This window comes from Promicromonospora sp. NPDC050262 (assembly GCF_040655935.1).
Lineage (GTDB): Bacteria > Actinomycetota > Actinomycetes > Actinomycetales > Cellulomonadaceae > Promicromonospora.
In genome coordinates this window covers 552067-577911 of the sequence record NZ_JBFAKX010000001.1, presented here as the reverse complement: position 1 = coordinate 577911, position 25845 = coordinate 552067, and the positions used below count along the sequence as shown (strand labels likewise).

The window sequence follows — 25845 nt, the reverse complement described above, 5'->3', positions numbered from 1 at the left end:
AGCTCGCACGGGGGACAGACTGGGCCGGTGGCCAGCACCCTCGACCTGATCCGCGCGGAGATCGTCGCCGACCCGTCCAACGCGTGGGCGGCCGAGCTCGGCTACGAGCCGCTCTACTCGGTGGCATCTGGTGCGCGGATCGTGCTCGTCGGGCAGGCTCCCGGCCGCAAGGCCCAGGAGAGCGGCACACCGTGGAACGACGCCAGCGGCGTGAAGCTGCGGTCCTGGCTCGGGGTGACCGACGAGCAGTTCTACGACCCTGACCTGTTCGCGATCCTCCCGATGGACTTCTACTACCCGGGCAAGGGGGCGTCCGGCGACCTGCCGCCGCGCAAAGATTTCGCGGAGCGGTGGCATCCGCGGATCCTCGCCGAGCTGCCGCGCCGCAGTCTCACGGTCCTGGTGGGCAGCTACGCCCAGAAGCACTACTTGGGCGGCCGGGCGAAGAAGAGCCTGACGGAGACCGTGCGGGCCTACCAGGAGTACCTGCCGGAGACCGTGCCGCTGGTGCATCCGTCGCCGCTGAACTTCCGCTGGCAGGCGAAGAACCCCTGGTTCGAGGAGGACGTGGTGCCGGCGCTGCGGACGCTGGTGGCGGGGGCGCTCGCGGGGACGTGACGCCATTTAGCCTGCGCCTGCTTCGCGCCGACGGTACATTTCGTCGGTGCTGACCCAGACCCCCCTCTGGCCCGAGCCGCCGGCGCCTCCCACGTCGCCGCGGCCTCGGCGGGGCACGCGCGCCTCGGAGCGGAGGCGCAAGCGGTGGACGATCGGCATCGTCGCGGCCGTGACGAGCCTGGTCGTCGCCGCCGGAAGCGCCTACGCGTTCGACGTGTTCGAACCGGAGGCGACCAACCCGCCGTCCGCAGTGGCCGGGGCGCAGGCGGCGATCGCCGAGAGCGTGTCGCTCCAGACCGCCCTCACCACCGACCTGGACGACGCCCGGGCCGTGCTGAAGAGCCCGGACGGCAAGGCCGCGGACAAGTCCACGCGGAGTGCGCTCAACACGGCGATCGAGGACGCCGAGCGGGCGGTGACGTCCCTGAAGTCGGTGACCACGTCGCCGTCGGGCACGGAGGCCGAGGCCACCGCGCTGCTGAAGGCGAGCGCCGCGCTCGACGTCGACGTGCCCGCCGTGACCGCCGCGCTGCGCGAGGCGACCGCTGCGGTCGCCGCCTCGGGGCGGCAGGCCCGGTTGGCCCGAGCCGTATCCGGGCTGGAGACGGCCCGGGATGCTCTGAAGACGGCGATGGTCGACGGCGAGCAGGTGCACGCGGAGTCGACCGCGGACGCAGCCGGGCGGGATGCCCTACGCGCCGCGCTGGACGACGGGGGCGATCTGACCGCCCAGGCGGACAAGCTGCTCGCGCGGGCGGCGGAGGCCCAGGCCGCGACAGATGCCCAGACTGCGGCGGACATCCAGGCGGACGCATCTCCCGCTGCGACGGCGCAGGCCGGCACCGTTCAGGCCGCCGGCGCCGAGGCCGGCGCGGCATCGGAGGCGAGCGCCGACGTGCTTGGCGACGCCAGCCGGCTGACCAAGGCCCTGACCGAGGCGACGGCCGGTATCGAGGAGGCCGCTGCTGCGGTGTCGGCGGAGACCGCGGATGACGCACCCGAGGCCGAGACTGACGCCACCGACCCCGGTGCGGACGACACCGGCGCCGACCCGGGCGACGACGCGGGCACGACCGACGACACCGACACCGCTCCGGCCGGCACGTGCCCCGAGCCCGACCAGGTGTGGTCCGCCGAGAACGGGCACCTGTCGTCGTCCGAGCTGGCCCAGATCCCGTTCGCCTCGGGGCACTACGTGCGCTCCGACGTCGTCGGCGCCCTGGCCGAGCTGAACGCCGCTTACGCGGCGGAGTTCGGCGTGAACATGACCATCAACTCCTCCTACCGCACCTACGCGGAGCAGGAGGCGCTGTACAACCCGTCGTCCAAGACCGCCGCGCCGCCGGGCTGCTCCAACCACGGCACGGGCCTGGCGATCGACATCGGCGGAGGTGTGGCGACGTTCGGGTCGGCGCAGTACGACTGGCTCAAGGCCAACGCGGAGGCCTACGGCTGGGTGCACCCGCCGTTCGCCGAGCCTTCCGGGCGCAACCCGGAGCCGTGGCACTGGCAGTCGGTCAAGGCGCCGAACAGCTACTGACCGGTCGGGTCCGCCTACGACGGGCCCGACCGGCGCGCCCTCACCGACGAAGCCGGGCTCACGCCCACGCGAACCCGTCCGGGTCCGTGACCTCACCGAGGTCGCCACCCACCGTGAGCCGGTGCGAGCCCGTGCCCTCCGGCGGCACCCCGGCGTCCTTGGCCAGCGCGGCGCGCTTGTAGAGGCCGAAGCCGATGGGGCTGGAGCCCATCTTGAAGTCGACGTAGGAGCCGAAGCTCTTGCCGACCGTCAGGCCGTGACCTACGTAGAACTTCTTGCTCGCCGAGACGTCTTCGGCGCCGATCAGGAGCACGATCTCGTCGAACCGCCGCTCGGCCGGGCGCGTGTCCTTCTTGGCGGACGTCGCCATCTTCCAGATGGTGCCGTCCGGCGCCTGGACCACGCCGCCGTGGCCCCACATGGACTTGGCCATGGGCTTGAGCACCGCGGCGCCCGCGGCGACCGCGGCGTCGAACAGCGCGTGGACGTCGCCGGGCTGGTCGGCGACGAGGGAGATGTGGAAGCCGCGGAACCCGGTGCTGGGCGTCTCGCCGGCGCGCAGGTCGAGGCGGTCCTCGCCCAGGCCGAAGGCGGAGTCGTAGAAGGAGCGGGCGGTGCTGGGGTCGGCCACCTCGAGGGTGACGGAGTCGATGTTTGCCATGCCCACCACGTTAGGGAGCGGACGGCGGGGTGCGCTTCTCGATTCCTGACGAGTGCTCGGCGGCGCCGCCGGCCGGGTTGCCGGCGCCGCCGTCGGCCGCCCGATCCCGCCCCACGACGCCGAGCCGCACCAGCCCGGCGCGGACCAGACCGGACAGCGCCATGAGGAACAGCCACGTGTACGACGGGACGATCAGCGCCAACAGCAGGGTCAGCGTGAACAGCAGCGCGACGGCCAGCGGCGTCGCCGGGAGGGTCGCGTCCACGGGCAGCCCGGCCGCCGTCCGGTCGCGGCGCTCGACGACGGCGATCACGAACAGCAGCCACGCGCTCACCGCCAGGTTGCCGATGTACGACGCCACCAGCGCCCGGTCCGTGTCCAGACCGCCCGTCAGCGCCGTGACCACGGGCATCACCGTGATGGTGAACAGCCACGCGAGCTGCAGCGTCAGGTGCTGCTGGGTCAGCGGCGTGTCCGGCGCCTGGATCCCGTGGTGCATGCGCCAGAACATCGCGATGATCACGAAGCTGAGCGTGAACGCCACCAGCTGCCAGCTGTGCTCGGCGGCGTAGTCGCCCAGGGTCTGCTCCTCGCCCACCGCCTCGGACACGCTCTCCATCAGCGGCAGGATCAGCAGGGTCAGCGCGATGGCGATCGCGGCGTCGAGGAACGCGATGAGGCGCTCGCTGGTGCGCACGGGCGGTGGCGCGGTATTCATCTGGACCTCCCTGGACCCTCGCCGGTGATCCTGCCACGTCAGGCCGAATCGAACCCCCGGACGTTTGACGGATCATTTACAGCGCTGTAAATTCCGACGGTCGCAGCGAGCAACGGAGTTCGAGCATGGGAGATGCAGCGTGAGTCCAGGTTCAGGTCGTCCCTCATCACTGAGCCGACGGTCCTTTCTCACCGGCTCGGCCGCACTGGTCGCGCTCGGCGTGGCGGGGTGCGCGTCGGCCTCGGCGGGGTCCGGCGGGGGCACCACCCTGCGCTTCTACGAGCAGAAGCAGGAGGTCATCGCCTACTTCGACGAGCTGCTGCGGCGGTTCGAGAAGGAGCGGCCGGGCATCACCGTGGTGCACGACAGCACCGTCGCGATCGCCCCGCAGTTCGTGCGCAACGAGCCCGCCGACGTCGGCTGCTTCAACGACAACCTGGAGCTGGCCCGGTACATCAAGCGCGGCGTGCTCGGGGACCTGTCCGACCTGCCCTCGGCGCGGACGGTCCGAACCGACATCGGCGAGCTCACCGACCAGTACGCCACGTACCCCGGCCGCACCAGTGTGCTGCCGTACTCGCTCGCCGCGGCCGGCGTCATCTACAACAAGGCGATCTTCGCGGAGCACGAGCTGCCCGTCCCGGAGACGTGGACGCAGTTCGTCGACGTCTGCGAGGAGCTGACCCGCGCCGGGATCACGCCGGTCTACGCGACCGACCGGGACACCTGGACGCTCTGGCAGGGCCTGTTCGACTACTCCGTGGGCAGCCTCGTGGCGCCGGGCGAGTTCTTCCGCCGGCTCAAGGAGCTGGGCACCGACGTCGGGCCGGACTCGGAGGTCTCCTTCGAGAAGGACTTCGCCCTGCCGATGGAGCGCGCCAAGACGATCTCGTCGTACTTCAACAAGGACCACGCGGTGCGGGCCTACGCCGACGGCAACCTCGCGTTCGGCAAGGGCGAGGCCGCCATGTACCTCCAGGGTCCGTGGGCGCTCAGCCAGATCGCGCTGGTCGACCCCGACCTGGAGATCGGCACCTTCGCGCTGCCGGTCTCCGAGAACCCCGAGGAGCGACAGGCGCGGGTCAACATCGACCTGGGCCTGTGGATCCCGACGGCGTCGGCCCACCAGGAGGAGGCGCGCGAGCTGGTCGAGTTCCTCATGCGGCCCGACGTCATCAACGCCTACAACAGAGACAACCTCGCGTACTCGACGCTCAAGGACGCCCCGCCGCAGCAGGACGAGCGCCTGGCCGGGCTCCAGGACTACGTGGACCGCGCCGCCTTCTACCAGGGGGCCGGGACGTTCGTGCCGACGTCGATCCCGCTCGGCAACTACCTGCAGTCCGCGATCCGCTCCGGCAACTTCGAGGGCATGCTCCGCCAGCTCGACGCCGACTGGCGCCGGCTCGCCGGACGGGAGGCCACCGTATGACTGACACAACGATGTACCAGGGCTCGACGACGGCCGGACGCCCGACGACGGCCCGGCGCACGGGCCGTCGCGCGACCGGACGGCGGGTCGAGCCGCTGTACTACGTGTTCCTGGTCCCGACGCTGCTGATCTTCACGGCGTTCGTGATCGTCCCCGCGCTGATCGGCATCTTCTACAGCCTCACCGACTACGTGGGGTTCGGTGACTGGTCCTTCCTGGGCCTGCGCAACTACGCCGCGCTGTTCAGCGACCCGCGCATCCTCGAGTCGTACGGGTTCACGCTCGGGTTCGCGCTGGTCACCGTCGTCGTCGCGCAGGTGATCGCGCTCGCGCTCGCCGTCGCCCTGACCCGGCGCATCCGGTTCGCGACCACGCTGCGCACGGTGTTCGTCATCCCGATGGTGGTCTCCGGGATCGTCGTGGCGTACGTGTTCAACTTCCTGTTCTCCAACTCGCTGCCCGCCATCGCGACGGCGGTGGGCTTCGGGCCGCTGGAGGAGAGCATCCTCGGCAACCCTGACCTGGCCTGGCTGTCCATCGTGATCGTGTCCGCGTGGCAGACGATCCCGGGCGCGCTCCTGGTCTACACGGCCGGGCTGACGTCCATCCCGAGCGATCTGTACGAGGCGAGCGCGCTGGACGGCGCCACGCCCTGGCGGCAGTTCCGGTCCGTCACCGTGCCGCTCATCGCGGGCTTCATCCTGATCAACACCATCCTCGGTGTGAAGGGCTACCTCGGCGTGTACGACGTCATCGTCGGCCTGACCGGCGGCGGACCCGGAACGGCCACGAGCAGCGTCGCCATGACGATCTTCGGCGGCTTCACCGGCGGCGACTACGCCTACCAGATGGCCAACGCCACGGTGTTCCTGATCGTCACCGCGCTCATCTCCGTCGCTCAGATCATCGCCACCCGTGGAAGGGCGGTCCAGCTGTGACCACCGTCGAAGCACCCCGCGCGGCCGGCCCGCGCCCGTCCGTCCGATCCCCGCGCCCGGCCCACGCCGGCCGCGTGCACCGCACGAACTGGCCGCTGACGATCCTGCTCGGCCTGGCCACGCTCACGGTGTTCGTGCCGCTGTACGTGACGCTGTCGATGGCGTTCAAGACCAGCGCGCAGTCCGCCGACGGCAACGCGTTCTCGCTGCCGGCCCCGTTCCACCCGGCGAGCTTCGCCGAGGCATGGTCGCTCACGCGGTTCCCCGTCTCGTTCGGCATCTCGCTGGCCGTGGCGGCGATCGCCGTGCTGCTCACGCTCTTCCTCAGCTCGCTGGCGGCCTATGCCATCGCCCGGAACTGGTCGCACCGGTTCTTCCGGTGGTCGATGGTCTACCTGCTCGCGGCGCTGTTCCTGCCGTTCCCCGTCGTCGCGCTGCCGCAGATCCAGCTCACGGCGCTCACCGGCCTGGACAACCCGCTGGGCGTGGGGATCCTGCACGCGATGTTCCAGCTCTCGTTCAGCGTGCTGCTCTACACGGCCTATCTGCGGTCCATCCCGATCGAGCTGGAGGAGAGCGCGCGGATCGACGGCGCGAGCACGTGGCAGATCTTCTGGCGGATAATCCTGCCGCTGCTTGGGCCCATGAACGCTACGGTCGGAATCTTCGCGTTCCTGGCGTCCTGGAACGACTTCATGATGCCGTCGCTCATCATGTCCGACCCCACGTTGCAGACCCTGCCCGTGGTGCAGAACATCTTCCAGAGCCAGTTCGGCACCAACTACAACGTCGCCTTCGCGTCGTACCTCATGGCGATGGCGCCGACGATCGTCGCGTACCTGTTCGCGCAGCGCTGGGTGATCAGCGGCGTGACGCAGGGCGCCGTCAAGCACTGAGCCTGCCGACCCGCACACGCACCACCCGCAAGCACCGAGGAGTTCCATGTCAGAGATCGTCGACAGCCTGTCCGTCGTCCGGCCCCTGCCGGAGGCGGCGCCCCGCGCACGCAGCGAGCAGCAGGTGCACGGCGCCGGCTGGCGCATCACCGTGCTGAGCGACGGCGTCTTCCGGGTCGAGCGCTCGGCGGACGGCGGGTTCGAGGACCGCGCCTCCACGTTCGCGATCCGGCGTGACCTGCCGCCCGCCGACTTCGCCGTCGAGCGGGTCGGCGACGGCGTGGTGCTCACCACGGCGCGCGCCCGGCTGCGGTACGACGGCGGGGAGTTCTCGGCGAGCGGTCTCGTGGTCGAGATCCTCGGGCGCGACTCCGGGCGCTGGCGGTACGGCGAGCCCACGTGGGACCTGGGCGGCACGGCCCGCACGCTGGACGACGTCGACGGTCGCGCCGACCTGGAGCCCGGCGTCGTGTCCCGCGACGGCATCGGCGTGGTCGACGACTCGGCGTCGTTCCTGTTCGAGGACGACGGCTGGGTGGGCTCCCGCGTGCCCGGGCGGCAGGACCTGTACGTGTTCGCGTTCGGCCGCGAGTACACCGACGCCGTCCGCGACCTCTACCGGGTCTCCGGCCACCCGATGCGGCTGCCGCGCTGGGCGCTCGGCAACTGGTGGAGCCGGTACCACCCCTACAGCGACGAGTCGTACCTGGCGCTCATGGACCGGTTCGCGGCCGAGGGGATCCCGTTCTCCGTCGCCGTGATCGACATGGACTGGCACCGGGTGGACTCCGTGCCGGAGCGCTTCGGCAGCAGCTGGACCGGCTACTCGTGGGAGCCCACGTTGTTCCCCGACCCCGCGGCCTTCCTCGGCGCCCTGCACGAGCGCGGGCTGCGCACCACGCTCAACCTGCACCCGGCCGACGGCGTCCGCGCGTTCGAGGACGCCTACCCCGCCATGGCCCGCGCCCTGGGCGTGGACCCGGACACCGAGCGGCCCATCCCGTTCGACCCGACCGATCCGGCCTTCCTCCAGGCGTACTTCCGGGAGCTGCACCACCCGCTGGAGGAGCAGGGGGTCGACTTCTGGTGGATCGACTGGCAGCAGGGCCGCACCTCGGGGACGGCGGGCGTGGACCCGCTGTGGGTGCTGAACCACTTCCACCACCTCGACGCCGCCCGCGACGGCAAGCCCGGCATGACGTTCTCCCGCTACGCCGGACCCGGCAGCCACCGGTACGCGGTCGGCTTCTCCGGCGACGCCGTGGTCTCGTGGGAGTCGCTGGCATTCCAGCCGGAGTTCACCGCCACCGCCGCCAACATCGGCTACGGCTGGTGGAGCCACGACATCGGCGGGCACACCCGCGGCGTGCGTGACGACGAGCTCGCGACCCGCTGGGTGCAGTTCGGCGTGTTCTCGCCGATCATGCGGCTGCACTCGGCGAACAACCCGTTCATCCGCAAGGAGCCGTGGGTGTTCCCGCCGGAGCACCGCGCCGCGATGGAGGACGCGCTGCGGTTCCGGCACCGCATGGTGCCCTACCTGCACACCATGAACCACCGCGCCGCCGCCGGCGTGCCGCTCGTGCGGCCGATGTACCACCTGGAGCCGCGGCGCGCCGATGCCTACCGCGTGCCCAACCAGTACGCCTTCGGCAGCGAGCTCGTGGTCGCGCCGATCACCTCGCCCCGGGACGCCGCGTCGCTGCGGGGGAGCGTGCGGGTCTGGCTCCCCGAGGGGCTGTGGACCGACATCTTCACCGACGCCGTCTACCAGGGCGGACGCACCGTCGAGATGCACCGGACCCTCGGGTCCGTCCCGGCGCTGCTGCGCGAGGGCGGCATCCTGCCGCTCGACGCCGGCCCCGACCTCGACGCGACCCGCAACCCCGAGGCCCTGGAGGTGCTCGTGGCGCCCGGGGCGTCGGGGGAGTTCGTGCTGGTGGAGGACGCCGAGGACGGGGCTTCTGGTCCGGTGGGCGGCGTCGCTGGTGTTGCGCTGGATGACGCCGCGTCGGTGGACGGTGCTGCCTCGATCGGCGGTGCCTCGGCGGCCGGTGCCGGACCTGCCACGACGGCCACGCTGCGCTGGGACCGCGAGCGCGGCGAGTTCCGCGTGGAGCCCGTGCGTGGTGACGCGACGGCGGTGCCTGCGCACCGGGAGTGGACGGTGACGTTCCTCGCCGGACTGCCCGAGGGGCCCGTGACGGTGAACGGTGCCGTGGTCGCGGTGGACGGCGTCGACGGGCGGTGGAGCGTCCAGGTCTCCGCGCCGCCGACGGCGGAGATCGTGGTCCGGGTCGAGGGCGGGCCGCTGCGCATCGGCTCGGACCGGACCGAGGCGGCCCGCGTCATCCTGGAGAGCGCGCAGTCGAGCAACCCGGAGAAGCTCGAGGCCTGGGACATCGTCAGCAGCACGCGGACGGTGGCCGAGAAGCTCGCGGAGCTCTCCGCCGTCGACCTGCCGGATTCGGTGCGCGCGGCGCTGGTCGAGCAACTCGCGGCCGTCGACCCGACACACGCGTGAGCGAAGCAGTCCTGTGCTGGCGTCCCGGTGCGGGTCTCTCGGGCGGGCGTCCCGGGCGAGACTGCCTCGCACCGGCAGACTGGTGTGGGCCGGTGAGTACGGGCTGACTGGTGTGGGCTGACTGGTGTGGGGGATTTGTCGAAGCGGCCGGGGGTAACGTGAGGACAATCGAGGGGTGTCGCCTGGGCTGAACTTCGTCCGGCTGCGCCCTGGGTGTTCTGGATGAGCCGAACTGTCCAGCCACGGTGAACGCCGACCGACTGCGCTGAACGCAGCTGAGTCCAACCGGCACTCAACAGAGATCCACGCCTACGGTCTGCGGACGCCAGCACCGGACGCCAGCACCGGACGCCGGCACCGGATGCCAGCACCGGACGTCAGCACCGGACATCTGCACCGGACGCTGGATGCCGTCGTCGGACGCCGCGGCGCCTACCCAGTCATTGGGCCCGAAATGAGGGCTGTTTCGGGCCCAATGACTGGGTAGGCGGCTGTGCGGCCACGCGCACTGCGCCGGTGCCGTGCGCGCAAGGTCGGCAGTCCGCATCGACGTCGGCAGTTGGCACCGAGATCGGCACAGGCCTGTGCCGATCTCGATGCGACCTGCCGACCTCGGTGAGGAATCTGCCGACCGCGCGGTGCGGATCGCCGATCTCGCCGAGCAACCTGCCGACCTCGGCGAGCTACCTGCCGATCTGGGCGCCCGTCGGCGGCGTCCTGTGAGCGGGTGACGGGCCGTTGAGTGCGCGAGGTCGGCAGTTCGCATCGACGTCGGCAGTTGGCACCGAGATCGGCACAGGCCTGTGCCGACCTCGATGCAAACTGCCGACCTGGGCAGGAGAGTGCCGACCTGGACGAGAGCCGCCGAACTCACCGGGCGGCCGCCGGGCGAGGGGCTCCCGCTACGCCGGCAGCTCCGGGGCGCTCTCGCGGAACTGGATCGTGTGGCCCACCGTGACGTGGCGGCCCGGGCCCGCGTAGCCCTCCAGGCGTTCCAGCAGCAGGTCGAGGGCCTGTTCCGCGAGCGCCCGGGTGTCGGGCGCGACCGACGTCAGGCTCGGTGCGGTGCTCGCGCCCAGCTCGATGGCGTCCCAGCCGATCACGGCGACGTCGCCCGGGACGTCCAGGCCGTGCCGCCGCAGCGCGCGCAGGGCGCCGATCGCCGCGAGGTCGTCGCGGCACAGCAGGCCGTCCAGCTGCAGCCCGGCGTCCAGCGCGGCGGCGAGGGCCTCCTCGGCGTCGCGGGCGTCGCCGTCCTGCCGCCGGGTCACGAGCAGGGCCGGGTCCACGGGGAGGCCCGCGTCGACAAGTGCCGCGCGGTAGCCCTCGATCCGCAGCGTGGAGGTCCACGAGATCCGGTCGGTCTCGTGGCCGAGGAACCCGATGCGGCGTCGTCCCGCGCGCACCAGGTGCCCGACGGCGTCGCGGGCCGCGGCGACGTTGTCGATCGCCACCTGGTCCGCGCCGTCGGGCTGCGGGTCCTCGCCGAGGAAGACGATGGGCAGGCCGTGGCGCTGGTCGTCCAGGTCCCGGGCGGTCAGGACCTGCGGCTGGAGCACCATCCCGTCCATGATCCCGGCCTCGGGGTCGCGCAGCACGGAGCGCTCGCCGTCCGCGGTCGCGCCCGTCTCCGCGAGCAGGAGCCGGTAGCCGCGCGACTCCGCGACCCGGGCGAAGACGTGCGCGAGCTCCGCGAAGTACGGCCGCCGCAGGTCCGGGAAGGCGAGCCCGAGCATGCTCGACCGGCCCGTCGCGAGGCTGCGGCCGGTCCGGTTGGGGCGATAGCCCAGCTCGTCGATCGCGGCCTGCACGCGTTCGCGCATCCGCGGGCTCACGTGCTGGTAGCCGCGCACCACGTTGGACACGGTCTTCATCGAGACCCCGGCGTGATCCGCCACGTCCTGCAGGGTCACCCGGTTCATGACGAAAGATTACCTTTGGCGTCCCGGACCACGGGAAAGGTCCGCCGCGAGACCTCCGCGGCGGACCTTCGGGAGGCCCGGGTCAGACGGCGACAGCGCCCGCCCGCGCGCCCGACACCGCCAGACAGGTGATCGCCGCGGCCGCCGACCAGGCCTGCGGGCGGCAGGCCGCCGGGTACGGCGTGGGCACGCCGGAGCGGGTCGCGGGGTCGCCGCCGTGCAGCTCCGGGACCCGGTAGGCGAAGCCCTCGGCCACGGCCAGCAGTCCGACCACGGCGCGCTCCGCCTGGTCGGCGAGGCCCGCGCGGTGCATGCCGTGCACCGCGATGGCGGTGTCGTGCGTCCAGACGCTGCCCCCGTGGTACGACAGCGGCCAGTACCCCGCCGCGCCGCTCGACATGGTGCGGATGCCGAACCCGGTCGACATCGTCGGCCCGAGCAGCAGGGCCGCCACGTGCTCCTCCTCGGCCGGGTCGAGGATGCCGGTGCCGAGCAGGTGCCCGATGTTGCTGGTCAGCGTGTCGACGGGCCGCTTGTCCCGGTCCAGCGCCACCGCGGGGTACCGGCCCTCCGGGGTCTCGACCCAGTACGACGCCGCGAACCGGGTACGCAGGTCCGCGGCCCAGGCGCGCAGCCCGGCCGGGCTCAGGTCGCCCGACGGCGAGGTGCCCGCCGCCTCAGGGCCCGACGCCGCGTCTCCCACCGGACCGAACGCCTCCAGCAGCTCGGCGCCCGCGAGCGCCGCCTCGTACGCGTACCCCTGGACCTCGCAGAGCGCGATCGGGCCGTCGGCGAGGGCGCCGTCGCGCCACTGGATGGAGTCGCCGGAGTCCTTCCAGCCCTGGTTGGCCAGCCCGCGCCCGGACCGGTCGATGTAGTCGATGAACCCGTCGCCGTCGCTGTCACCGTGCTCCAGCAGCCAGGTCAGGGCCCCGCGGAGCGTGGGCAGCAGGGCGGCGACCTCGTCGTCGGGCATGCCGGCGCGCCAGGCGTCGGCGAGCAGGCACACCCAGAGCGGCGTCGAGTCGACGCTGCCGTAGTAGAGCGGCGGCAGGACGACACCCTCGCCGGGGATCTCGAGCGGCGCGGCGCGCAGCTCGTGCAGGATCTTGCCGGGCTCCTGGGCGGTCTCGACGTCGTGGGCGGTGCCCTGCAGGCGGGCCAGGACGCGCAGCGTGGAGGCCGCGACGCGGACGTCGAGCGGGAGCGCGAGCCGGGCGGCCCAGATCGCGTCCCGGCCGAACAGCGTGAAGAACCAGGGCGCACCGGCGGCGAAGAACTCGTCGTCGGGGTGCCCGGGCAGGGCCAGCCGCAGGGCGTCGAGGTCGTCGAGGGCGGTGTCGAGCCAGCGGGCGAGGCGAGGGTCGGCTCCCTCGGGGACGGTGATCCGGGCCGTGCCGGGCCAGACGCCGTCCGCGCCCCGGACCACCATCGTGTCGTCGTGCAGGGCGAGCGACCAGACCGCCTCCGCCTCGCCGTGGGCCGGGACGCCCAGGGCCCAGACGGCCTCGATCGCGCCGCCCGGACCCGAGGTCACCGTGGCGCCCTCGGCGGTCAGGGTGGAGGAGGCGCTGCCGGAGCGCGCCGTCGCCGAGCCCGGCGCCACCGTGACGACCGGGGCGTCGCCGCCCCCGCCGCCGTCCGAACCCGCCGCGCCCGCGATCCCCGCCTTGACCTCGTGCAGGGTCGCGAAGTCCGGACGCAGCCGCAGCCGCAGCGTCACGCGCGTCGCGGTGGGCAGGTGCGACGCGACCGTCCACGTCTCGGCGAGCACACCGTCGGCGACCCGCCGGTCGCGCACGAGGCGCACCTTGGGGTCGGGCGTGGCGTCGTCCGCCCCGCGCAGGAGGCCGCCGAACACGACGTGCGAGGCGCTGTCCGGGGCGACCGAGATGTATTCGACGTCCGACTCGGCGCACTCCAGCACCAGCTCGCGCACGTGCCGGACGTCGCCGTGGTAGACGCCGTCGATCGGCGCGGCGCCCAGGTCGCCGTCCCGGCCGGACCAGACCTGGGTCGGGGCGCGCAGGGCGATGACGGCGTCGCTGAGCAGCGGCTGCAGGGGTGGGGTGGTGGACGGCGTCATTCCTTGACGGCTCCTTCGCTGGTGTTCATGATGCGTCGCTGGAACACGAAGAACACGACCGCCACGGGGATGGTCATGATCGCCGCGGCGGCGAGCTTGATCGGGTACTGGCTGCCCTGGCTGAGCTGGCCGCTCGCCAGCGACGCGACACCCTTGGTGAGGGTCGTCAGCTCGGGGGACTGTGCGGCGACGATGAAGTGGCTCAGCTCGTTCCAGGAGCCCTGGAACGACAGGATCACGATGGTCACCAGCGCGGGCCGGGCCATGGGCAGCACCACGGACCAGAAGATCCGGAACGTGCCGGCCCCGTCGATGCGTGCCTGCTCCTCGACCGACCGGGGGACGGACTCGAAGAAGTTCTTCATGATGAAGACGCCCGCGGCGTCGACCAGCAGCGGCAGCACCATGCCCGCGTACGAGTCGTAGATGCCGAGCTGGTTGATGACCAGGAACTTGGGGATCAGCAGCACGACGGTGGGCACCGCCATGACGGCGACCAGCGCCGCGTAGACCACGCCGCGTCCGCGGAAGGTCAGGCGGGCCAGCGCGTAGCCCGCCAGGGAGTCGAAGAACACGCGCCCCGCGGTCACGAGGATCGTGACGACGGCGGAGTTGGCGAACCACACCGGGAAGTCGGAGCGCAGGAACAGGCGCCCGTACGCGGCCCAGGTCAGGGGGTCGGGGACCAGCGAGACCGGGTCGGCCGCGGCGTCCGCCTCGGTCTTGACCGACGTCGCGAGCTGGACCAGGAACGGGTAGACGTAGACCAGCGCCAGCAGGACCAGCAGCGCGTAGAGGCCGAGCTGCCAGGCGAACGCCTTGCGTGGCATGCGGTGGCGCGTGCGCAGCGGAGGACGGCGCGTGACGCGGCTCATCGGGCGTCCTCCGTCGTCGAGGTGACAGTGGCAGAAGGCGCACGGCCGGGTCGTCGGGCCCGCCGCGGCACGTCGGGGCGGTCGCGCAGGACCCAGCGCTGCAGGATGGTCAGCAGCACGATGATGACGAACAGGATGAACGCGATCGCCGCGCCCTGGCCCCACTCCTGGGACAGGAACGCCGACTGGTAGCTGAGGTACGCGGGCGTCAGTGTCGTCTTGCCGGGGCCGCCCTGCGTGCCGGTGTAGATCTGGTCGAACACCTGCCAGCAGCCGATCAGGCCGAGGGTCAGCACGGTGAAGAGGGTCGGCTTGAGCTGGGGGAGCGTGATGCGCCAGAACCGCTGCCAGGCGTTCGCGCCGTCGACCATCGCGGCCTCCTCGACCTCGGGGGTGATGTTCTGCAGGCCGGCGATGAACAGCAGCATGAACGTGCCGCTGGTCGTGAAGATCGCCATGAGCACGAACGCCGACATGGCCACCGAGGGCCCGGCCAGCCAGTCCCACCAGGTCACGCCGAGAAGACCGTGCTGGGTCAGCACGTCGGGTCCGGTCCGCACGCCGAGCGCGCCCAGCAGGTTGTGCAGCACGCCGCTCGGCTCGTTGAACCAGTTGGGCCCGGCGATACCGACCCGGGCGAGGATCGTGTTGACCACGCCCGACGTCGAGAACAGGAACAGCCACAGCACCGTGATGGCCACCGAGCTGGTCACGGACGGGAAGTAGAAGGCCGTGCGGAACACGCCACGGCCCCGCAGCACCGCGCGGTTGACCAGGACCGCCAGGAACAGGGCCAGGCCGGTCTGCAGCGGCACGACCAGCAGCACGTACCAGGCGTTGTTGCGCAGCGCGACGCCGAAGTCGCGCTCGGCGAGGCCGCCGCCCGTGGTGACGGCGGCGTAGTTGTCCAGCCCCACGAAGCCGACGCCGGAGGAGAGCGGGCTGCCGCGCCCGGACCAGTCCGAGAAGCTCACCCAGAGCGCCATCAGGACCGGGACGAGCAGGAACACGCCGAGGATCACCAGGACGGGCAGCGTGAAGAGCCAGCCGGCCACGGCCTCGCCGTGCCTGATCCCGCGAGGGGACCCGGCACGGCGGGGCGCGGCGTCACGCGGCGACGCGAGGACGGACATCTGTGCCTACTCGGCGATCGCTTCGAGGTTCGACTGCGCCGTGTCGAGGATCGCCTGCGGGTCACCGGACTCCAGCGACTCGAGCTGCGCGTTGAGGTCGGTGATGACGTCGGTCGCGCCGGCCCAGTTCGGCGGGAACTGCGCGTAGGCGGCCCCGTCCAGGAACGCGCTGAGGTCGGGGTTGGCGCTGGTCCAGTCGGCGGCAGCCGACTCGATGGACGGCATCGGGCCGAACGCCTCCGAGAACGCGAGCTGCTGCTCGGTGCTCGTCAGGTGCTCCACCAGGCTCAGCGCCGCCTCCTGGTTGGGGCTGTCGGCGGCCATGCCCCAGCAGTTCGTGAACTGCAGCGTGCCCTGGCCGGCGGGGCCGGCGGGCAGCTCGGCGACGGTGTACTCGACGTCGGGGAAGTCGTTCGTGAGAGCGCCGGTGACCCAGTTGCCCTCGATGACCATGGCGGCCAGCCCCTTGCCGAGGGCCTCGCCGCCCCAGCCGGCGCCGAGGTCGGCCGCGTACGCGAAGGTGCCGTCCTTCAGGTGGGACTGCACGTAGGTCAGGCCCTCGACGCTGCCCTCGCTGTTGGCGACCGGCTCGCCGTCGACCACGAGGCCGCCGCCGGCCTCGGCCATGAAGGTGCCCACGCGCTGGTACTCCGCGCCGAACGAGAGGCCCACCTGGTCGTCGGTGGTCAGCTTCTCGGCAACCGTGGCCAGCTCGTCCCAGGTGGTGGGGAGGTCGGCGTCGGTCAGGCCGGCGTCCGCCCAGAGCTGGGTGTTGATGACCAGGCCGAGCGTCGAGAAGTCCTTGGGCGCGCAGTAGAACGTGTCGTCGACGGTGAAGTTCTCCACGAGCGACGGGTAGAAGTCGTCCTTGTTCGCCAGCAGGTCGCCGTACGCCTGGAGCGAGCCGTTGTCGGCGTAGCCGGCGATCGCCTCGGGCGCCAGGTAGAACAGGTCCGGCGGCGAGCCGGCCGCGAAGCCCTGCGAGAGCTGCTGGGGCAGGTCGCTGGCGACCTGGACCTCGGCCTCGACGCCGGACTCCTCGGACCACGCCGCGACGGCTTCGGTGACCGCGTCGGTCTCGGCGTCGCCGGACGAGCCGATGAGGATCGACAGCGGGTCGTCGGAGCTGGTGAGCTCCGCGGCGCCCGCCGCGGGCTCCTCGGCGGTGTCCTCGAAGCCGGAGCCGCCGCAGGCGGTGAGCGTGAGCGCGCCGGCGACGAGCAGGGCGCCCGCTCCGACGAGCTTCCGCGAGATGGGCCGTGTCATGTCTCTTCTCCCTTGATGAGGCACGTGGTTCATGATGTGGTGGAGTTTGAACGATCAAATTATGCTGTGCAGGAGGCTATGGAGCGCTCGGGTGCGGTGTCAAGGTGGACCGTGGTACTGACGACGCACCTAAGATGACGTTCCGAACATTCACGACAGTGCCGGGCAGGACGGGCCGGTCATGACAGCGCAAGCACTTCGGCAGAGCTCACGACGGCACAGGGGAGGGGGCACGATGACCAAGGCCCCCACCGTGGAGGACGTCGCCCGCGCCGCCGGCGTCTCCCGCCAGACGGTGTCCAACGTCCTGAACTCGCCGGACATCGTGCGCGGCCCCACGCGCGAGCGCGTGCAGCGCGCCATCGCCGAGCTCGGCTACCGCCCGCACGCCGCCGCACGCCGCCTGCGCACGCGGCGCAGCTCGACCATCGGGGTGCGGCTCGACCCGTACGCGGGCGGCATCTCCGGCGTGGTGCTCGACCGCTTCGTCCACGCCCTGACCGAGCGCGCCAGCGAGCGCGGCATGCGCATCCTGCTCTACGCCGCGCGCACGCCCGCCGAGGAGATCGAGCGCATCGGTGACCTCGTCGACGGCGGTGAGATCGACGCCGTCGTGCTGACCGGCACGTCCCACGAGGACACACGCACCACCTGGCTCCACGAGCGCGGCGTCCCGTTCGTCTCGTTCGGCCGCCCCTGGCGGTCCGACGGCGACGGCGCCGGCGAACACTCCTGGGCCGACGTCGACGGCGCCGCCGGTACCCGCGCCGCCACGCGCCACCTGCTCGACCAGGCGGGTCCAAAGATCGCGTTCCTCGGCTGGCCCGAGGGGTCCGGGACCGGCGACGACCGCGCCCGCGGCTGGAGCGAGGCGATGGCCGACGCCGGGTCCGCCGGCCCTCGCTGGCACACCGAGGAGAGTGTCGGCCTCGCCCGCGAGCTGACCGGGGCGGCGCTCGCGGCCGACCCCGCCGTGGACGCCGTCGTGTGCGTCAGCGACTCCCTGGCGATCGGCGCGCACCTGGCGGCCACGGCGCTCGGCCGCCCGGACCTGCCCGTCGTCGGGTTCGACAACACGCCGGCCGCCGAGGCGCTGGGCATCAGCAGCGTGGAGCAGCTCCCGGAGCAGGTCGCGGCCGGGGTGCTGGACCTGCTGATGGGGCCCACGGGCGGCGTCGTCCTGCGGAGCGACCAGCGCGACTCGGCCGAGGAGGCCGCGTACGTGCTGGTCGAGCCGCGCCTGGTGGTCCGCGGAGGCCTCACCGCATAGTTCCGCCGTCGAGTTTCAGGGCGTCGCCGTGGCCCACGCCTCGCCGTCCGGGGTCGCCAGGCGCACGGAGACGACGTCGCGCACGGGGACGTCGAGGATCCCGCCCGTCGAGCAGGTGCCCGTCGTGACGACGCACGTGCCGAGGTCGATCTCGCGGGTGTCCTCGTTGGCGGGGCGGACGGCGCCGGTGCTGCGTGGGTTGCCTGTGCCGGGTGGGGTGCCGGCCTCCGAGGCCCTGCGGTCGAAGGTCGTGTGGCCCGGCTCTGTCGCGTGGATGCCCCTGCCGTACGGGGTGGGGGCGACGGCGTCCGGGTCGTCCGTGCCGCTCGCGACCACCACGGTGACGTCGTAGCGGGGCGCCGGCCCGGCGTCGCGCACCACCACGGAGGCCCAGGAGGGGTCGCCCTCGTAGAGGAAGACGGTGCCGACCGACTGCGCCGAGCCGTCCGCCGAACCGTCCGTCGTGTCGGTCGCGACCAGGTCGGCGGCGGTGAGGTAGCGGCCGTGCGCCGTGTCGAGCGTCGTGCGGTACGACGCGGCCAGCTCCCGGTCCGGCGCCGTCACGACCCACACGCCCGCGCCGCCCGCCACGAGCAGCCCCGCCCCGAGGGCGGCGGCCAGGACGGCGCGCCGGGCGCCGTGCCGCCGGACGGTCGCGGGGCCGGGTGTCGCCGGGCCGTCCTGGGCGCCCGGATAGGACGGAGCACCGGGAACGTGGCTCGTCGGTTCGGTGTCGTGCCGTGCCGGACCCGCCGCGAGCCGGGCCAGCACGCGCCCCTCGAAGTCGGCCGGGGGTTCGCGCTCCGGGACCAGGAGCAGCAGCTCGTCGGCCGCGTCGGCCAGCGACGACAGCTCGTCGCGGCAACGGTCGCACGTCGCCAGGTGCGCCATGACGGCGGCCCGGGTGGCGCCGTCGGCGACCCCCAGCGCCACCTCGGTGAGTGCGTCGCGCAGCTCCGCGCAGCGGCCGCTCCCGCTCGTGTCCGCCCCGTTCCCGTTCGCCCCGTTCATGGCCGCTCCTCCTCCCGGCTGCTCGCCAGCTCGTCGCGCAGGTGCCGCAGCCCCAGCCGGATACGCGTCTTGGCCGTCCCCAGCGGCACGCCGGTCCGCCGCGCGATCTCCGCGCCGCTGAGCCCGAAGACCGCCGCGAGCACCACCGCCGTCGCCTGCTCCCGCGGCACGTGGGCCAGTGCGGCGTCCACCGTGGTGCCGGTCGCCACCCGGTCCGCGAGCAGGTCCGGGTCGGCGACGGTCTCGGCCGTGATCCGCTCCGCCATGACCACGGGGTCGACGGGCACATCGCGCCGCACCCGGAGCACGTCGATCGCGGCGTGCCGGGCGATCGCGAGCAGCCACGTCGTCGCGCGGCCCCGCCTGGGGTCGAACCCGTCGGCGTGCCGCCACGCGCGGACGAACGTCTCCTGCGCCACCTCCTCGGCGACCGCGGGGATGCCGACCACGAAGAGCGCCAGCCCGTACACCCGTGCCTGGTGCCGGCGCACGAAGACGGCCGCCGCGTCCGGGTCGTCCGCGGCCATCCCGGCGAGGAGCGCCTCGTCCGATGCCGTCATGTCCTTCCCTACGTGCCGGGACCGGTCCGTGGATCTCGCCCCGCTGGATCGTGTCGCGCTTCGGAGGTCGAGAGATCCGTCGAACGCTCCGCCACGTAGGGACAGGTGACGGGCGTCGTCGGCGACGCCCGGAACAAGGAGGTAGCCATGTCCAGACTACGAGGAGCGTCCGGGCTGCGCGGAGCGTCCGGACTGCATGGGGCGTCCAGGCCGCGCGGAGCGAGGCTCGCTGCCGGGGCGGCACTGACCGTCCTGCTCGTGGCGGGTTGCGGCAGCGGCGGTGGCAGCGGGGGCGGCTACGGCGGGGGTGGCGGCGACGAGGGCGACTCGGGCGGTGCGGCCGGCGGCATGACGCTGGAGATCACCTCGCCCGACGACGGCGGCACGGTCGAGACGCCGTTCACCGTCGACCTCTCCTCCAGCGAGGAGCTCGGGCCGACCGAGTCGGGCGATCACCACGTGCACGTGTACTTCGACGGGGACGACCAGGAGTACCTGGTGGTCGAGGGCGACAGCGTGGAGGTCACCGATCTGCCCGAGGGTGAGCACGAGATCGACGCGTCGCTGCGCAACGCCGATCACTCGCCGGCCGGGGTGGAGACCCACATCGAGGTGACCGTGGGCGCAGGCGGTTCGGGCGACACGGGAGGTGCCACGGAGGACGACGGTGACAGCTACTGAGCGCCCTGACCCTGCCGCCAACGGTGCCGGCAAGCGTGCTGCCGGAGCCGCCACTGGAGCCGCCACCGGAGCGGCCTCCGGACCGGTCGTCGGCACGGTCGAGCGCAACCGCCGTCCGGCACGCTGGTTCCATGCCGGCGTCTACGTGACCGTCGTCGTGCTGCTGATCACCGGCTGGTGGCTGCTGCTCGGGAACGAGGGCAGCCCGAGCGTCGTCGCACGGGTCACCGGCGTGTCCGACGCCGACCTGCACACCGTCACGGGCTGGGTCCTCGCCGGGCTCACGGTGCTGGCCGTCGTCGTCGGCGTACGGGGCTGGCGCACCTTCTGGCGCGAGACCTTCCGGTTCGAGCACGGCGACGGCGCGTGGTTCCGGAGCTGGCCCGCCGCGATCCTGACCGGCAGGTTCGGGCGGCACGAGGGCCGGTTCGACCCCGGGCAGCGCATCGCGAACCTGGTGCTCGTCGCGACGCTGCTCGCGCTGGTCGTGTCCGGCGTGGGGCTGGCGGTCGTCAGCGGGGGACCGGCGTTCGTGTGGTTCGCGGCGGTGCACCGGTGGTCCACGTATGTGGTGACCCCCGTCGTCGTCGGGCACGTGATCATCGCCTCCGGCGTGCTGCCCGGCTACCGCGGCGTCTGGCGGGCGATGCACCTGGGCGGCAAGCTCCACGAGCGCGACGCGCAACGCGTCTGGCCGGGCTGGACCGAACGCGCCACAGGCCACGCCCACAACCCCCGCCACCGCCGCTGACCCGCCCGCCCCAACTCGTTGAGTGCTGGGTATTCGCCCTTTTTCGTGTGCCAGAAGGGCGAATACCCAGCACTCAACGAGCCGGGGAGGGGGTTACTCGACCAGCTTGCCCTCCGTCGAGACCTCCTGGGCCGCGATCAGGGTCGCGATCTCCTCCGGGACCGCCGGGATCTCCTCGCGGACGATGCCGGTCTTCGGGGACCAGACCAGGTTCACCTGGAGCGCCGGGTCCAGGTCCGGGTAGTCGCTCCGGTTGTGGCAGCCGCGGGTCTCTCGGCGCTCGCGGGCGGCCTCCAGGGTGGCGCGGGCCGCGATGAGGGACGCCTTGAGGTCGAAGGCGTGTGCGAGGTCCTGGAAGCCGGCGATGTCGGGGTGCACGCCGATCTCCTGGGTGCGCGCCTCGATCTCGTCCAGCTCGCGCAGGCCCGTGACCAGGCCCTCCTCGTCCCGGACGACGCCCGCGTGCTCGGTCATCGTGTTGCGGATCGCCCGCTGCAGGGCGCGCACGTTCTCGTGCCCGTCGGCGGTGAGCAGGTCGGCCACCTCGGCGCGGGCGTAGGCCTCGGCGTCATGCGAGCGGCGCTGCGCCTCCAGGCCGGCCGAGTAGGCCGCCGCGGCGCGGCCGACGATACGGCCGAACACCAGCAGCTCGATCAGCGAGTTGCCGCCCAGGCGGTTGGCGCCGTGCAGGCCGCTGGACGCCTCGCCGATCGCATACAGGCCGTCGACCTCGGTGCTGTGGTCCTCGGGCCGCACCCACACGCCGCCCATGGAGTAGTGGGCAGTGGGGGCGATCTCGATGGGCTCGGCCGTGATGTCGAGCATCTGCAGCTCGAGCATCGTCTGGTAGACGCGCGGCAGGCGCGTCATGATCGTCTCGCGCGGCAGGTGCGAGACGTCGAGCCAGACGCCGCCCTTCTCGGTGCCGCGGCCCTCCTTGATCTCGGTGTACGCGGCGAGCGCCACGCGGTCGCGGGTCGAGAGCTCCATGCGCTCGGGGTCGTAGTTCTGCATGAACCGCTCGCCCAGGGCGTTGCGCAGGATGCCGCCCTCGCCGCGCGCCGCCTCGGAGATCAGCGTGCCCGCGGCGTTCTCGGGCTCCAGGATGCCCGACGGGTGGAACTGGACCAGCTCCGGGTCGCGCAGGCGCGCGCCGGCCTCGACGGCGAGGCAGAACGAGTCGCCGGTGTTCTCGTCGCGGCGGGACGACGTGCGCCGCCAGATGCGGTTGTGGCCGCCCGCGGCGAGGATCACGGCGTCGGCGTGGATCAGGTACGGCGTGCCGTCGGTGAGGTCGAACCCGTAGGCGCCGAACACCGCGCCGTCGTGGGTCAGGATCCGGGTGACGTAGACCGAGTCGAGGATCGGGATGTCGAGCTGCGTCGCCCGGTTCACGAGGGACCGCTGGATCTCCAGGCCGGTGTAGTCGCCGGCGAACGCGGTGCGGCGGTAGGTGTGCGCGCCGAAGAACCGCTGGGAGATGCGCCCGTCGTCCTCCCGGGCGAAGGCCATGCCGTACCGCTCGAGGTCGGCGATGCCCTGTGCGGCACCCTGCGCGACGATCTCGGCCGTGTGCGGGTTGGCCAGGAAGTAGCTCTCCTTGATGGTGTCCGCGGCGTGCTGCTGCCAGCTGTCCTCCGCGTCCATGGTGCCGAGGGCGGCGTTGATCCCGCCGGCGGCGAGCGAGGTGTGGGCGTCCATCCGGGGCCGCTTGCCGAGGGCGAGGACGTCCACCCCCTGTTCGGCGAGCTCGATGGCGGCGCGCAGGCCGGAACCGCCCGTACCGATGACGAGCGCTGTCGTGGAGATGCGACGTTCGGTGGTGTTCATACTCCATCTGACAACGCACGAACGCGGAACGTGACGCCTCCGGATGTGACAAGTCAGACGATGTGACATGTCAGACGCCGGTGCGTGCCAGACGCCCAGGTCACGCGGGTGACCCGAGCGTCTGACGCGTGCCGGGGTCAGCAGTGGATCTCGGCGAGCTCCGTGAACACCGCGCGGTTGAGCGTGAAGGCGAGGTGCGTCTCGGCGAGGGTGGCGGCCACCTCGTCGTCGTCCAGGTCGAGCTCGTCCAGGGCCTCGCGGTAGGCGTCCTTGAACACCTTGACCTTGGGGATGTCGGGGAAGGTGTAGAACGCCAGCCCCTCCTCGCCGAGGCCGTAGTGCTCCTTCATCATGCGCTTGACGATCTGCCCGCCGGACAGGTCGCCCAGGTAGCGCGTGTAGGAGTGCGCGGCGTACTGCGGCAGGCTGCCGCCCACCTCGCGGACGTGATCGGCGTACGCCCGGGTCGCGGGCAGGATCCGGATCTTGTCGCGCCACTCCGGCCCGTACAGGAAGGCGAGGTCCCGCTCGATCGCGGGAACGCGGGTGAGCTCCGCGAAGACGAGGCCGGCACCCCGGTCGTCGCTCCCCAGTGCGGCGCTCGCCTCCTCCAGAGCCTCGTAGACCACGAGGAGCTGCGCCGTGAGGTCGGCGTGCGCGTCCCGGGTCAGGGCCCCGGACAGGAGCTCCTCGATGAACTGCTCCGAGTTGGCACCGGCATGGGCGTCACGGGTGCCCTGACGGAGCACCGCGGACAGGGGGACGGGGGCGATTTCCTCGACGGGCAGGCTCACGGGGTCTCCTCCGGCGCAGTTCTGACGTGCTGACAATGTGTCATCACGAGCCGATCATAGCAATAGAAGTAAGGCTAGCCTCACCTTATTCACCCCTCGGGTCCGGGAGCCTCGGTGCCCGTCGCCATGGGGTGTGTCGGAGGCTCGGGATAGCGTCGGGGGATGCCTGGCCGCGCCTCCGCCCCACGCCCGTCCGCCCTGCCCGAGCCGGTGTTCGTCGAGGTCGATGTCGAGGTCGACGGCGGCGGTGCCGGCGCCCGCGAGCGCATCGCCACCTATGTGCTGGAGCCCGATCAGGCCGCGTTCTACCGCCAGATCGCGCAGCTCTCGCCCGAGCACACCGCGCCGATCGTGCGCCGGCTCGGCGAGGTGCGCTGCCCGGTGCGCATCGGCTGGGCCGAGGCCGACCCGTGGATCCCGTTCGAGCAGGCCACGCGCCTGCGAAAGCGGCTTCCCGGCAACCCGGAGGTGGTCGCGTTCCCCGGGCGCGGTCACCTCGTGCTGCTGGAGGACGACGTCGCGGTGGGTCGCGCCGTGCGGACCTGGCTCGCCGCCGCCGATGCCGGGTGAGCTGGTTGGGCTGTGTCGGTGCGGTCGGTGCGGTCGGTGTGAGTCGGTGTGAGTCGGTCGGCGGTGGGACGGACTCCGAATCGTGTGGCGCCGCCGTCGCCGTCGGGCATAGCGTGTGCTGTGGTGAGCGTGAGGCGTGACGAACCTCGGCCCGGTCCGCCGGGCGAGCGACCACCCGCGCGTGCGGCGTACCGACGAGAGGCCGGGACTTCCCGGCAAAGGAGTGGTGGCACCGCGACCTAGCCCCCGCCCGCTCCTCCAGGGCCTGCGCTCTCTGGAGGAACGATGAGACCACCTTTGCCGTCCCCGACGGCGTCCCCGGCTCCGGCCGTGACCGCGTCCGCAGCGGTTCCCGCCCGCACCCTCGCCCGCGACCTGCCCGACGTCCCGCCGGGGTCCGTCGTGCGGCTGCAGGGCTGGGTGCACCGCCGTCGCGAGCTCGCGACCGTGACCTTCCTGGTGCTGCGCGACCGCACGGGTCTCGCCCAGGTCGTGGTGCGCTCCGGCGTCGGGCGGGAGGCGCCGGGCGTGCCGCCCGAGGAGACCACCGTGGAGGTGACCGGCACGGTCACCGCGAACCCGCAGGCACCCGGCGGCGTGGAGGTCACCGGGCTGGCGGGTGCCGGACCAAGCGACGCCGGACCGGTGATCACGCCGCTCACGGACGCCGCGGAGACCCCGCCGGTCGAGCTGTGGCGGCCTGCCCTGACCGCCGCCCTGCCCACGATGCTCGACCACGCCGCCGTCGCCTGGCGGCACCCCGCGCAGAAGGCGCGCTGGGAGGTCGCGGCGGCGAGCCTGCGCGGGTTCCGCGCGACGCTCGACGCGGCGGGCTTCACCGAGGTCTGCACGCCCAAGCTGGTCGGTACGGCCACGGAGTCGGGAGCGAACGTGTTCCCCGTCGACTACTTCGGCCGGCCCGCCTACCTCGCGCAGTCGCCGCAGTTCTACAAGCAGCAGATGGTCGGCGTCTTCGAGCGGGTCTACGAGGTGGGGCCGGTGTTCCGGGCCGAGCCGCACGACACCGTGCGGCACCTCGCGGAGTACCGCTCGCTCGACGTCGAGCTCGGGTTCGTGCGCGACCACCGCGACGTGCTGGCCGTGCTGCGCGACGTGCTGGCGGGGATGGCCGATGCCGTCCGCGGGTCGGGGGCCGCCGAGCGGCTGGGCGTCGAGGTGCCGCGGGTCCCGGCCGAGTTCCCGGTGCTGCACTTCGCCGACGCGCTGGAGCTCGTCGGGGCGCCGTCGGACGAACCCGACCTGGCACCCGAGCACGAGCGCGCTCTGGGGGAGTGGGCGCGGGCCGAGCACGGGTCGGACTTCGTCGCGGTCGAGGGCTACCCGATGGCCAAGCGGCCGTTCTACACGCACCCTGAGCCGGCTCGGCAGAGGCCCGGGGACTCCCGGTGGAGCAACAGCTTCGACCTGCTGTTCCGCGGGCTCGAGCTGGTCACGGGCGGGCAGCGCCTGCACCGGTACGCCGACTACGTGGCGGCGATCGAGGCCCGGGGCGAGGACCCGGCGTCGTACGCGTCCTACCTGGAGGCGTTCCGGCACGGGATGCCGCCCCACGGCGGGTTCGCGATCGGGCTGGAGCGTTGGGTGGCGCGCCTCGTGGGGGCCGCCAACGTCCGCGAGGTGACGCCGTTCCCGCGGGACCTGCACCGGCTGACGCCGTAGCCGTCGCGTCTCCCGTCGCGCCCGGGTGCCCGGCCGGTCCGCCGACCGGCCGGGCGCCCGGGCGGGCAGCCCCTCCTGGTTGTCGGTCC

The 25845-nt window shown here is 72.5% G+C and carries 22 protein-coding genes; 11 read left to right on the top strand and 11 right to left on the bottom strand.

Annotated features, from left to right (window positions below; translation table 11 throughout):
* Positions 1–27 precede the first annotated feature (27 nt).
* Both AB0I29_RS02530 and AB0I29_RS02525 read left to right on the top strand, forming a co-directional pair.
* Positions 28–618 carry a uracil-DNA glycosylase family protein gene (locus tag AB0I29_RS02530; protein WP_285104119.1) on the top strand — a complete coding sequence of 197 codons (591 nt, stop codon included), beginning with the start codon at positions 28–30 and terminating at the stop codon, positions 616–618.
* Positions 619–664: 46 nt separating this feature from the next.
* On the top strand, positions 665–2158 hold the full coding sequence (locus AB0I29_RS02525) for a M15 family metallopeptidase (RefSeq protein ID WP_357477637.1): 1494 nt from the start codon (positions 665–667) through the stop codon (positions 2156–2158).
* A 58-nt stretch (positions 2159–2216) separates the two neighbouring features.
* On the opposite strand, the gene AB0I29_RS02520 is transcribed toward AB0I29_RS02525, so the two are convergent.
* Entirely contained in the window at positions 2217–2819 is a 603-nt protein-coding gene (locus AB0I29_RS02520) for a VOC family protein (protein WP_357477634.1), read from the bottom strand.
* Between the two features lie 10 nt (positions 2820–2829).
* Positions 2830–3537: a TMEM175 family protein gene (locus AB0I29_RS02515; protein WP_357477630.1), complete on the bottom strand. Its 708-nt coding sequence runs from the start codon at positions 3535–3537 to the stop codon at positions 2830–2832.
* Positions 3538–3676: 139 nt separating this feature from the next.
* On the opposite strand from AB0I29_RS02515, the gene AB0I29_RS02510 reads away from it, so the two are divergent.
* The 4 genes from AB0I29_RS02510 to AB0I29_RS02495 all read left to right on the top strand — a co-directional run bounded on the left by AB0I29_RS02510 (position 3677) and on the right by AB0I29_RS02495 (position 9327).
* Positions 3677–4969: an extracellular solute-binding protein gene (locus AB0I29_RS02510; RefSeq protein WP_357477627.1), complete on the top strand. Its 1293-nt coding sequence runs from the start codon at positions 3677–3679 to the stop codon at positions 4967–4969.
* A complete protein-coding gene (locus AB0I29_RS02505) occupies positions 4966–5907 on the top strand; it encodes a sugar ABC transporter permease (RefSeq protein WP_357477624.1) in 942 nt (313 codons plus the stop codon). Before AB0I29_RS02510 ends, AB0I29_RS02505 begins: the two co-directional genes overlap by 4 nt.
* 74 nt (positions 5908–5981) lie before the next feature.
* On the top strand, positions 5982–6803 hold the full coding sequence (locus AB0I29_RS02500) for a carbohydrate ABC transporter permease (protein WP_357477621.1): 822 nt from the start codon (positions 5982–5984) through the stop codon (positions 6801–6803).
* 46 nt (positions 6804–6849) lie between these two features.
* The gene (locus tag AB0I29_RS02495) at positions 6850–9327 is read left to right on the top strand and encodes a TIM-barrel domain-containing protein (RefSeq protein WP_357477618.1); all 2478 of its coding nucleotides are present in this window, start codon (positions 6850–6852) and stop codon (positions 9325–9327) included.
* A gap of 902 nt (positions 9328–10229) precedes the next feature.
* Here the strand turns inward: AB0I29_RS02495 and AB0I29_RS02490 are convergent.
* The 5 genes from AB0I29_RS02490 to AB0I29_RS02470 form a co-directional block, all read right to left on the bottom strand.
* On the bottom strand, positions 10230–11249 hold the full coding sequence (locus AB0I29_RS02490) for a LacI family DNA-binding transcriptional regulator (protein WP_357477615.1): 1020 nt from the start codon (positions 11247–11249) through the stop codon (positions 10230–10232).
* An 82-nt stretch (positions 11250–11331) separates the two neighbouring features.
* Entirely contained in the window at positions 11332–13335 is a 2004-nt protein-coding gene (locus AB0I29_RS02485) for a glycogen debranching N-terminal domain-containing protein (protein WP_357477612.1), read from the bottom strand.
* Positions 13332–14165: a carbohydrate ABC transporter permease gene (locus AB0I29_RS02480; RefSeq protein ID WP_285104397.1), complete on the bottom strand. Its 834-nt coding sequence runs from the start codon at positions 14163–14165 to the stop codon at positions 13332–13334. The genes AB0I29_RS02485 and AB0I29_RS02480 overlap by 4 nt, the downstream gene beginning before the upstream one ends.
* A gap of 41 nt (positions 14166–14206) precedes the next feature.
* Positions 14207–15343 carry a sugar ABC transporter permease gene (locus AB0I29_RS02475; RefSeq protein ID WP_357477609.1) on the bottom strand — a complete coding sequence of 379 codons (1137 nt, stop codon included), beginning with the start codon at positions 15341–15343 and terminating at the stop codon, positions 14207–14209.
* 6 nt (positions 15344–15349) lie between these two features.
* Complete coding sequence (locus tag AB0I29_RS02470) at positions 15350–16609, bottom strand: extracellular solute-binding protein (protein ID WP_285104141.1); 1260 nt, start codon at positions 16607–16609, stop codon at positions 15350–15352.
* A 235-nt stretch (positions 16610–16844) separates the two neighbouring features.
* Here AB0I29_RS02470 and AB0I29_RS02465 point away from each other — a divergent pair, with 235 nt between their 5' ends.
* Positions 16845–17879 (top strand): LacI family DNA-binding transcriptional regulator, encoded by a 1035-nt coding sequence (locus tag AB0I29_RS02465; protein WP_357477605.1) that lies wholly within the window; start codon positions 16845–16847, stop codon positions 17877–17879.
* Between the two features lie 15 nt (positions 17880–17894).
* On the opposite strand, the gene AB0I29_RS02460 is transcribed toward AB0I29_RS02465, so the two are convergent.
* Complete coding sequence (locus AB0I29_RS02460; protein WP_357477602.1) at positions 17895–18890, bottom strand: zf-HC2 domain-containing protein; 996 nt, start codon at positions 18888–18890, stop codon at positions 17895–17897.
* Complete coding sequence (locus AB0I29_RS02455; RefSeq protein ID WP_285104148.1) at positions 18887–19450, bottom strand: sigma-70 family RNA polymerase sigma factor; 564 nt, start codon at positions 19448–19450, stop codon at positions 18887–18889. Before AB0I29_RS02455 ends, AB0I29_RS02460 begins: the two co-directional genes overlap by 4 nt.
* Positions 19451–19597: 147 nt before the next feature.
* Here AB0I29_RS02455 and AB0I29_RS02450 point away from each other — a divergent pair, with 147 nt between their 5' ends.
* Positions 19598–20131, top strand: coding sequence for a hypothetical protein (locus AB0I29_RS02450; protein ID WP_357477599.1), 534 nt, complete (start codon positions 19598–19600; stop codon positions 20129–20131).
* A complete protein-coding gene (locus AB0I29_RS02445) occupies positions 20118–20882 on the top strand; it encodes a cytochrome b/b6 domain-containing protein (protein WP_357477596.1) in 765 nt (254 codons plus the stop codon). The genes AB0I29_RS02450 and AB0I29_RS02445 overlap by 14 nt, the downstream gene beginning before the upstream one ends.
* Before the next feature lie 93 nt (positions 20883–20975).
* Here the strand turns inward: AB0I29_RS02445 and AB0I29_RS02440 are convergent, their stop codons facing one another.
* Together AB0I29_RS02440 and AB0I29_RS02435 are read right to left on the bottom strand one after the other, a co-directional pair.
* Complete coding sequence (locus AB0I29_RS02440) at positions 20976–22712, bottom strand: FAD-binding protein (RefSeq protein ID WP_357477593.1); 1737 nt, start codon at positions 22710–22712, stop codon at positions 20976–20978.
* Positions 22713–22849: 137 nt separating this feature from the next.
* The gene (locus AB0I29_RS02435; RefSeq protein ID WP_357477590.1) at positions 22850–23506 is read right to left on the bottom strand and encodes a biliverdin-producing heme oxygenase; all 657 of its coding nucleotides are present in this window, start codon (positions 23504–23506) and stop codon (positions 22850–22852) included.
* Between the two features lie 162 nt (positions 23507–23668).
* On the opposite strand from AB0I29_RS02435, the gene AB0I29_RS02430 reads away from it, so the two are divergent.
* A complete protein-coding gene (locus AB0I29_RS02430; protein WP_357477586.1) occupies positions 23669–24076 on the top strand; it encodes an alpha/beta hydrolase in 408 nt (135 codons plus the stop codon).
* A 330-nt stretch (positions 24077–24406) separates the two neighbouring features.
* Complete coding sequence (aspS, locus tag AB0I29_RS02425; RefSeq protein ID WP_285104159.1) at positions 24407–25756, top strand: aspartate--tRNA(Asn) ligase; 1350 nt, start codon at positions 24407–24409, stop codon at positions 25754–25756.
* The last annotated feature ends 89 nt before the right edge of the window (positions 25757–25845 follow it).

Bases quoted from the DNA above. Each gene is read 5' to 3' on its own strand.
- AB0I29_RS02520 (WP_357477634.1), bottom strand. From the start codon at position 2,819: ATGGCAAACATCGACTCCGTCACCCTCGAGGTGGCCGACCCCAGCACC.
- AB0I29_RS02515 (WP_357477630.1), bottom strand. From the start codon at position 3,537: ATGAATACCGCGCCACCGCCCGTGCGCACCAGCGAGCGCCTCATCGCG.
- AB0I29_RS02505 (WP_357477624.1), top strand. From the start codon at position 4,966: ATGACTGACACAACGATGTACCAGGGCTCGACGACGGCCGGACGCCCG.
- AB0I29_RS02495 (WP_357477618.1), top strand. From the start codon at position 6,850: ATGTCAGAGATCGTCGACAGCCTGTCCGTCGTCCGGCCCCTGCCGGAG.
- AB0I29_RS02490 (WP_357477615.1), bottom strand. From the start codon at position 11,249: ATGAACCGGGTGACCCTGCAGGACGTGGCGGATCACGCCGGGGTCTCG.
- AB0I29_RS02485 (WP_357477612.1), bottom strand. From the start codon at position 13,335: ATGACGCCGTCCACCACCCCACCCCTGCAGCCGCTGCTCAGCGACGCC.
- AB0I29_RS02480 (WP_285104397.1), bottom strand. From the start codon at position 14,165: ATGCCACGCAAGGCGTTCGCCTGGCAGCTCGGCCTCTACGCGCTGCTG.
- AB0I29_RS02475 (WP_357477609.1), bottom strand. From the start codon at position 15,343: ATGTCCGTCCTCGCGTCGCCGCGTGACGCCGCGCCCCGCCGTGCCGGG.
- AB0I29_RS02470 (WP_285104141.1), bottom strand. From the start codon at position 16,609: ATGACACGGCCCATCTCGCGGAAGCTCGTCGGAGCGGGCGCCCTGCTC.
- AB0I29_RS02465 (WP_357477605.1), top strand. From the start codon at position 16,845: ATGACCAAGGCCCCCACCGTGGAGGACGTCGCCCGCGCCGCCGGCGTC.
- AB0I29_RS02460 (WP_357477602.1), bottom strand. From the start codon at position 18,890: ATGAACGGGGCGAACGGGAACGGGGCGGACACGAGCGGGAGCGGCCGC.
- AB0I29_RS02455 (WP_285104148.1), bottom strand. From the start codon at position 19,450: ATGACGGCATCGGACGAGGCGCTCCTCGCCGGGATGGCCGCGGACGAC.
- AB0I29_RS02450 (WP_357477599.1), top strand. From the start codon at position 19,598: ATGTCCAGACTACGAGGAGCGTCCGGGCTGCGCGGAGCGTCCGGACTG.
- AB0I29_RS02440 (WP_357477593.1), bottom strand. From the start codon at position 22,712: ATGAACACCACCGAACGTCGCATCTCCACGACAGCGCTCGTCATCGGT.
- AB0I29_RS02430 (WP_357477586.1), top strand. From the start codon at position 23,669: ATGCCTGGCCGCGCCTCCGCCCCACGCCCGTCCGCCCTGCCCGAGCCG.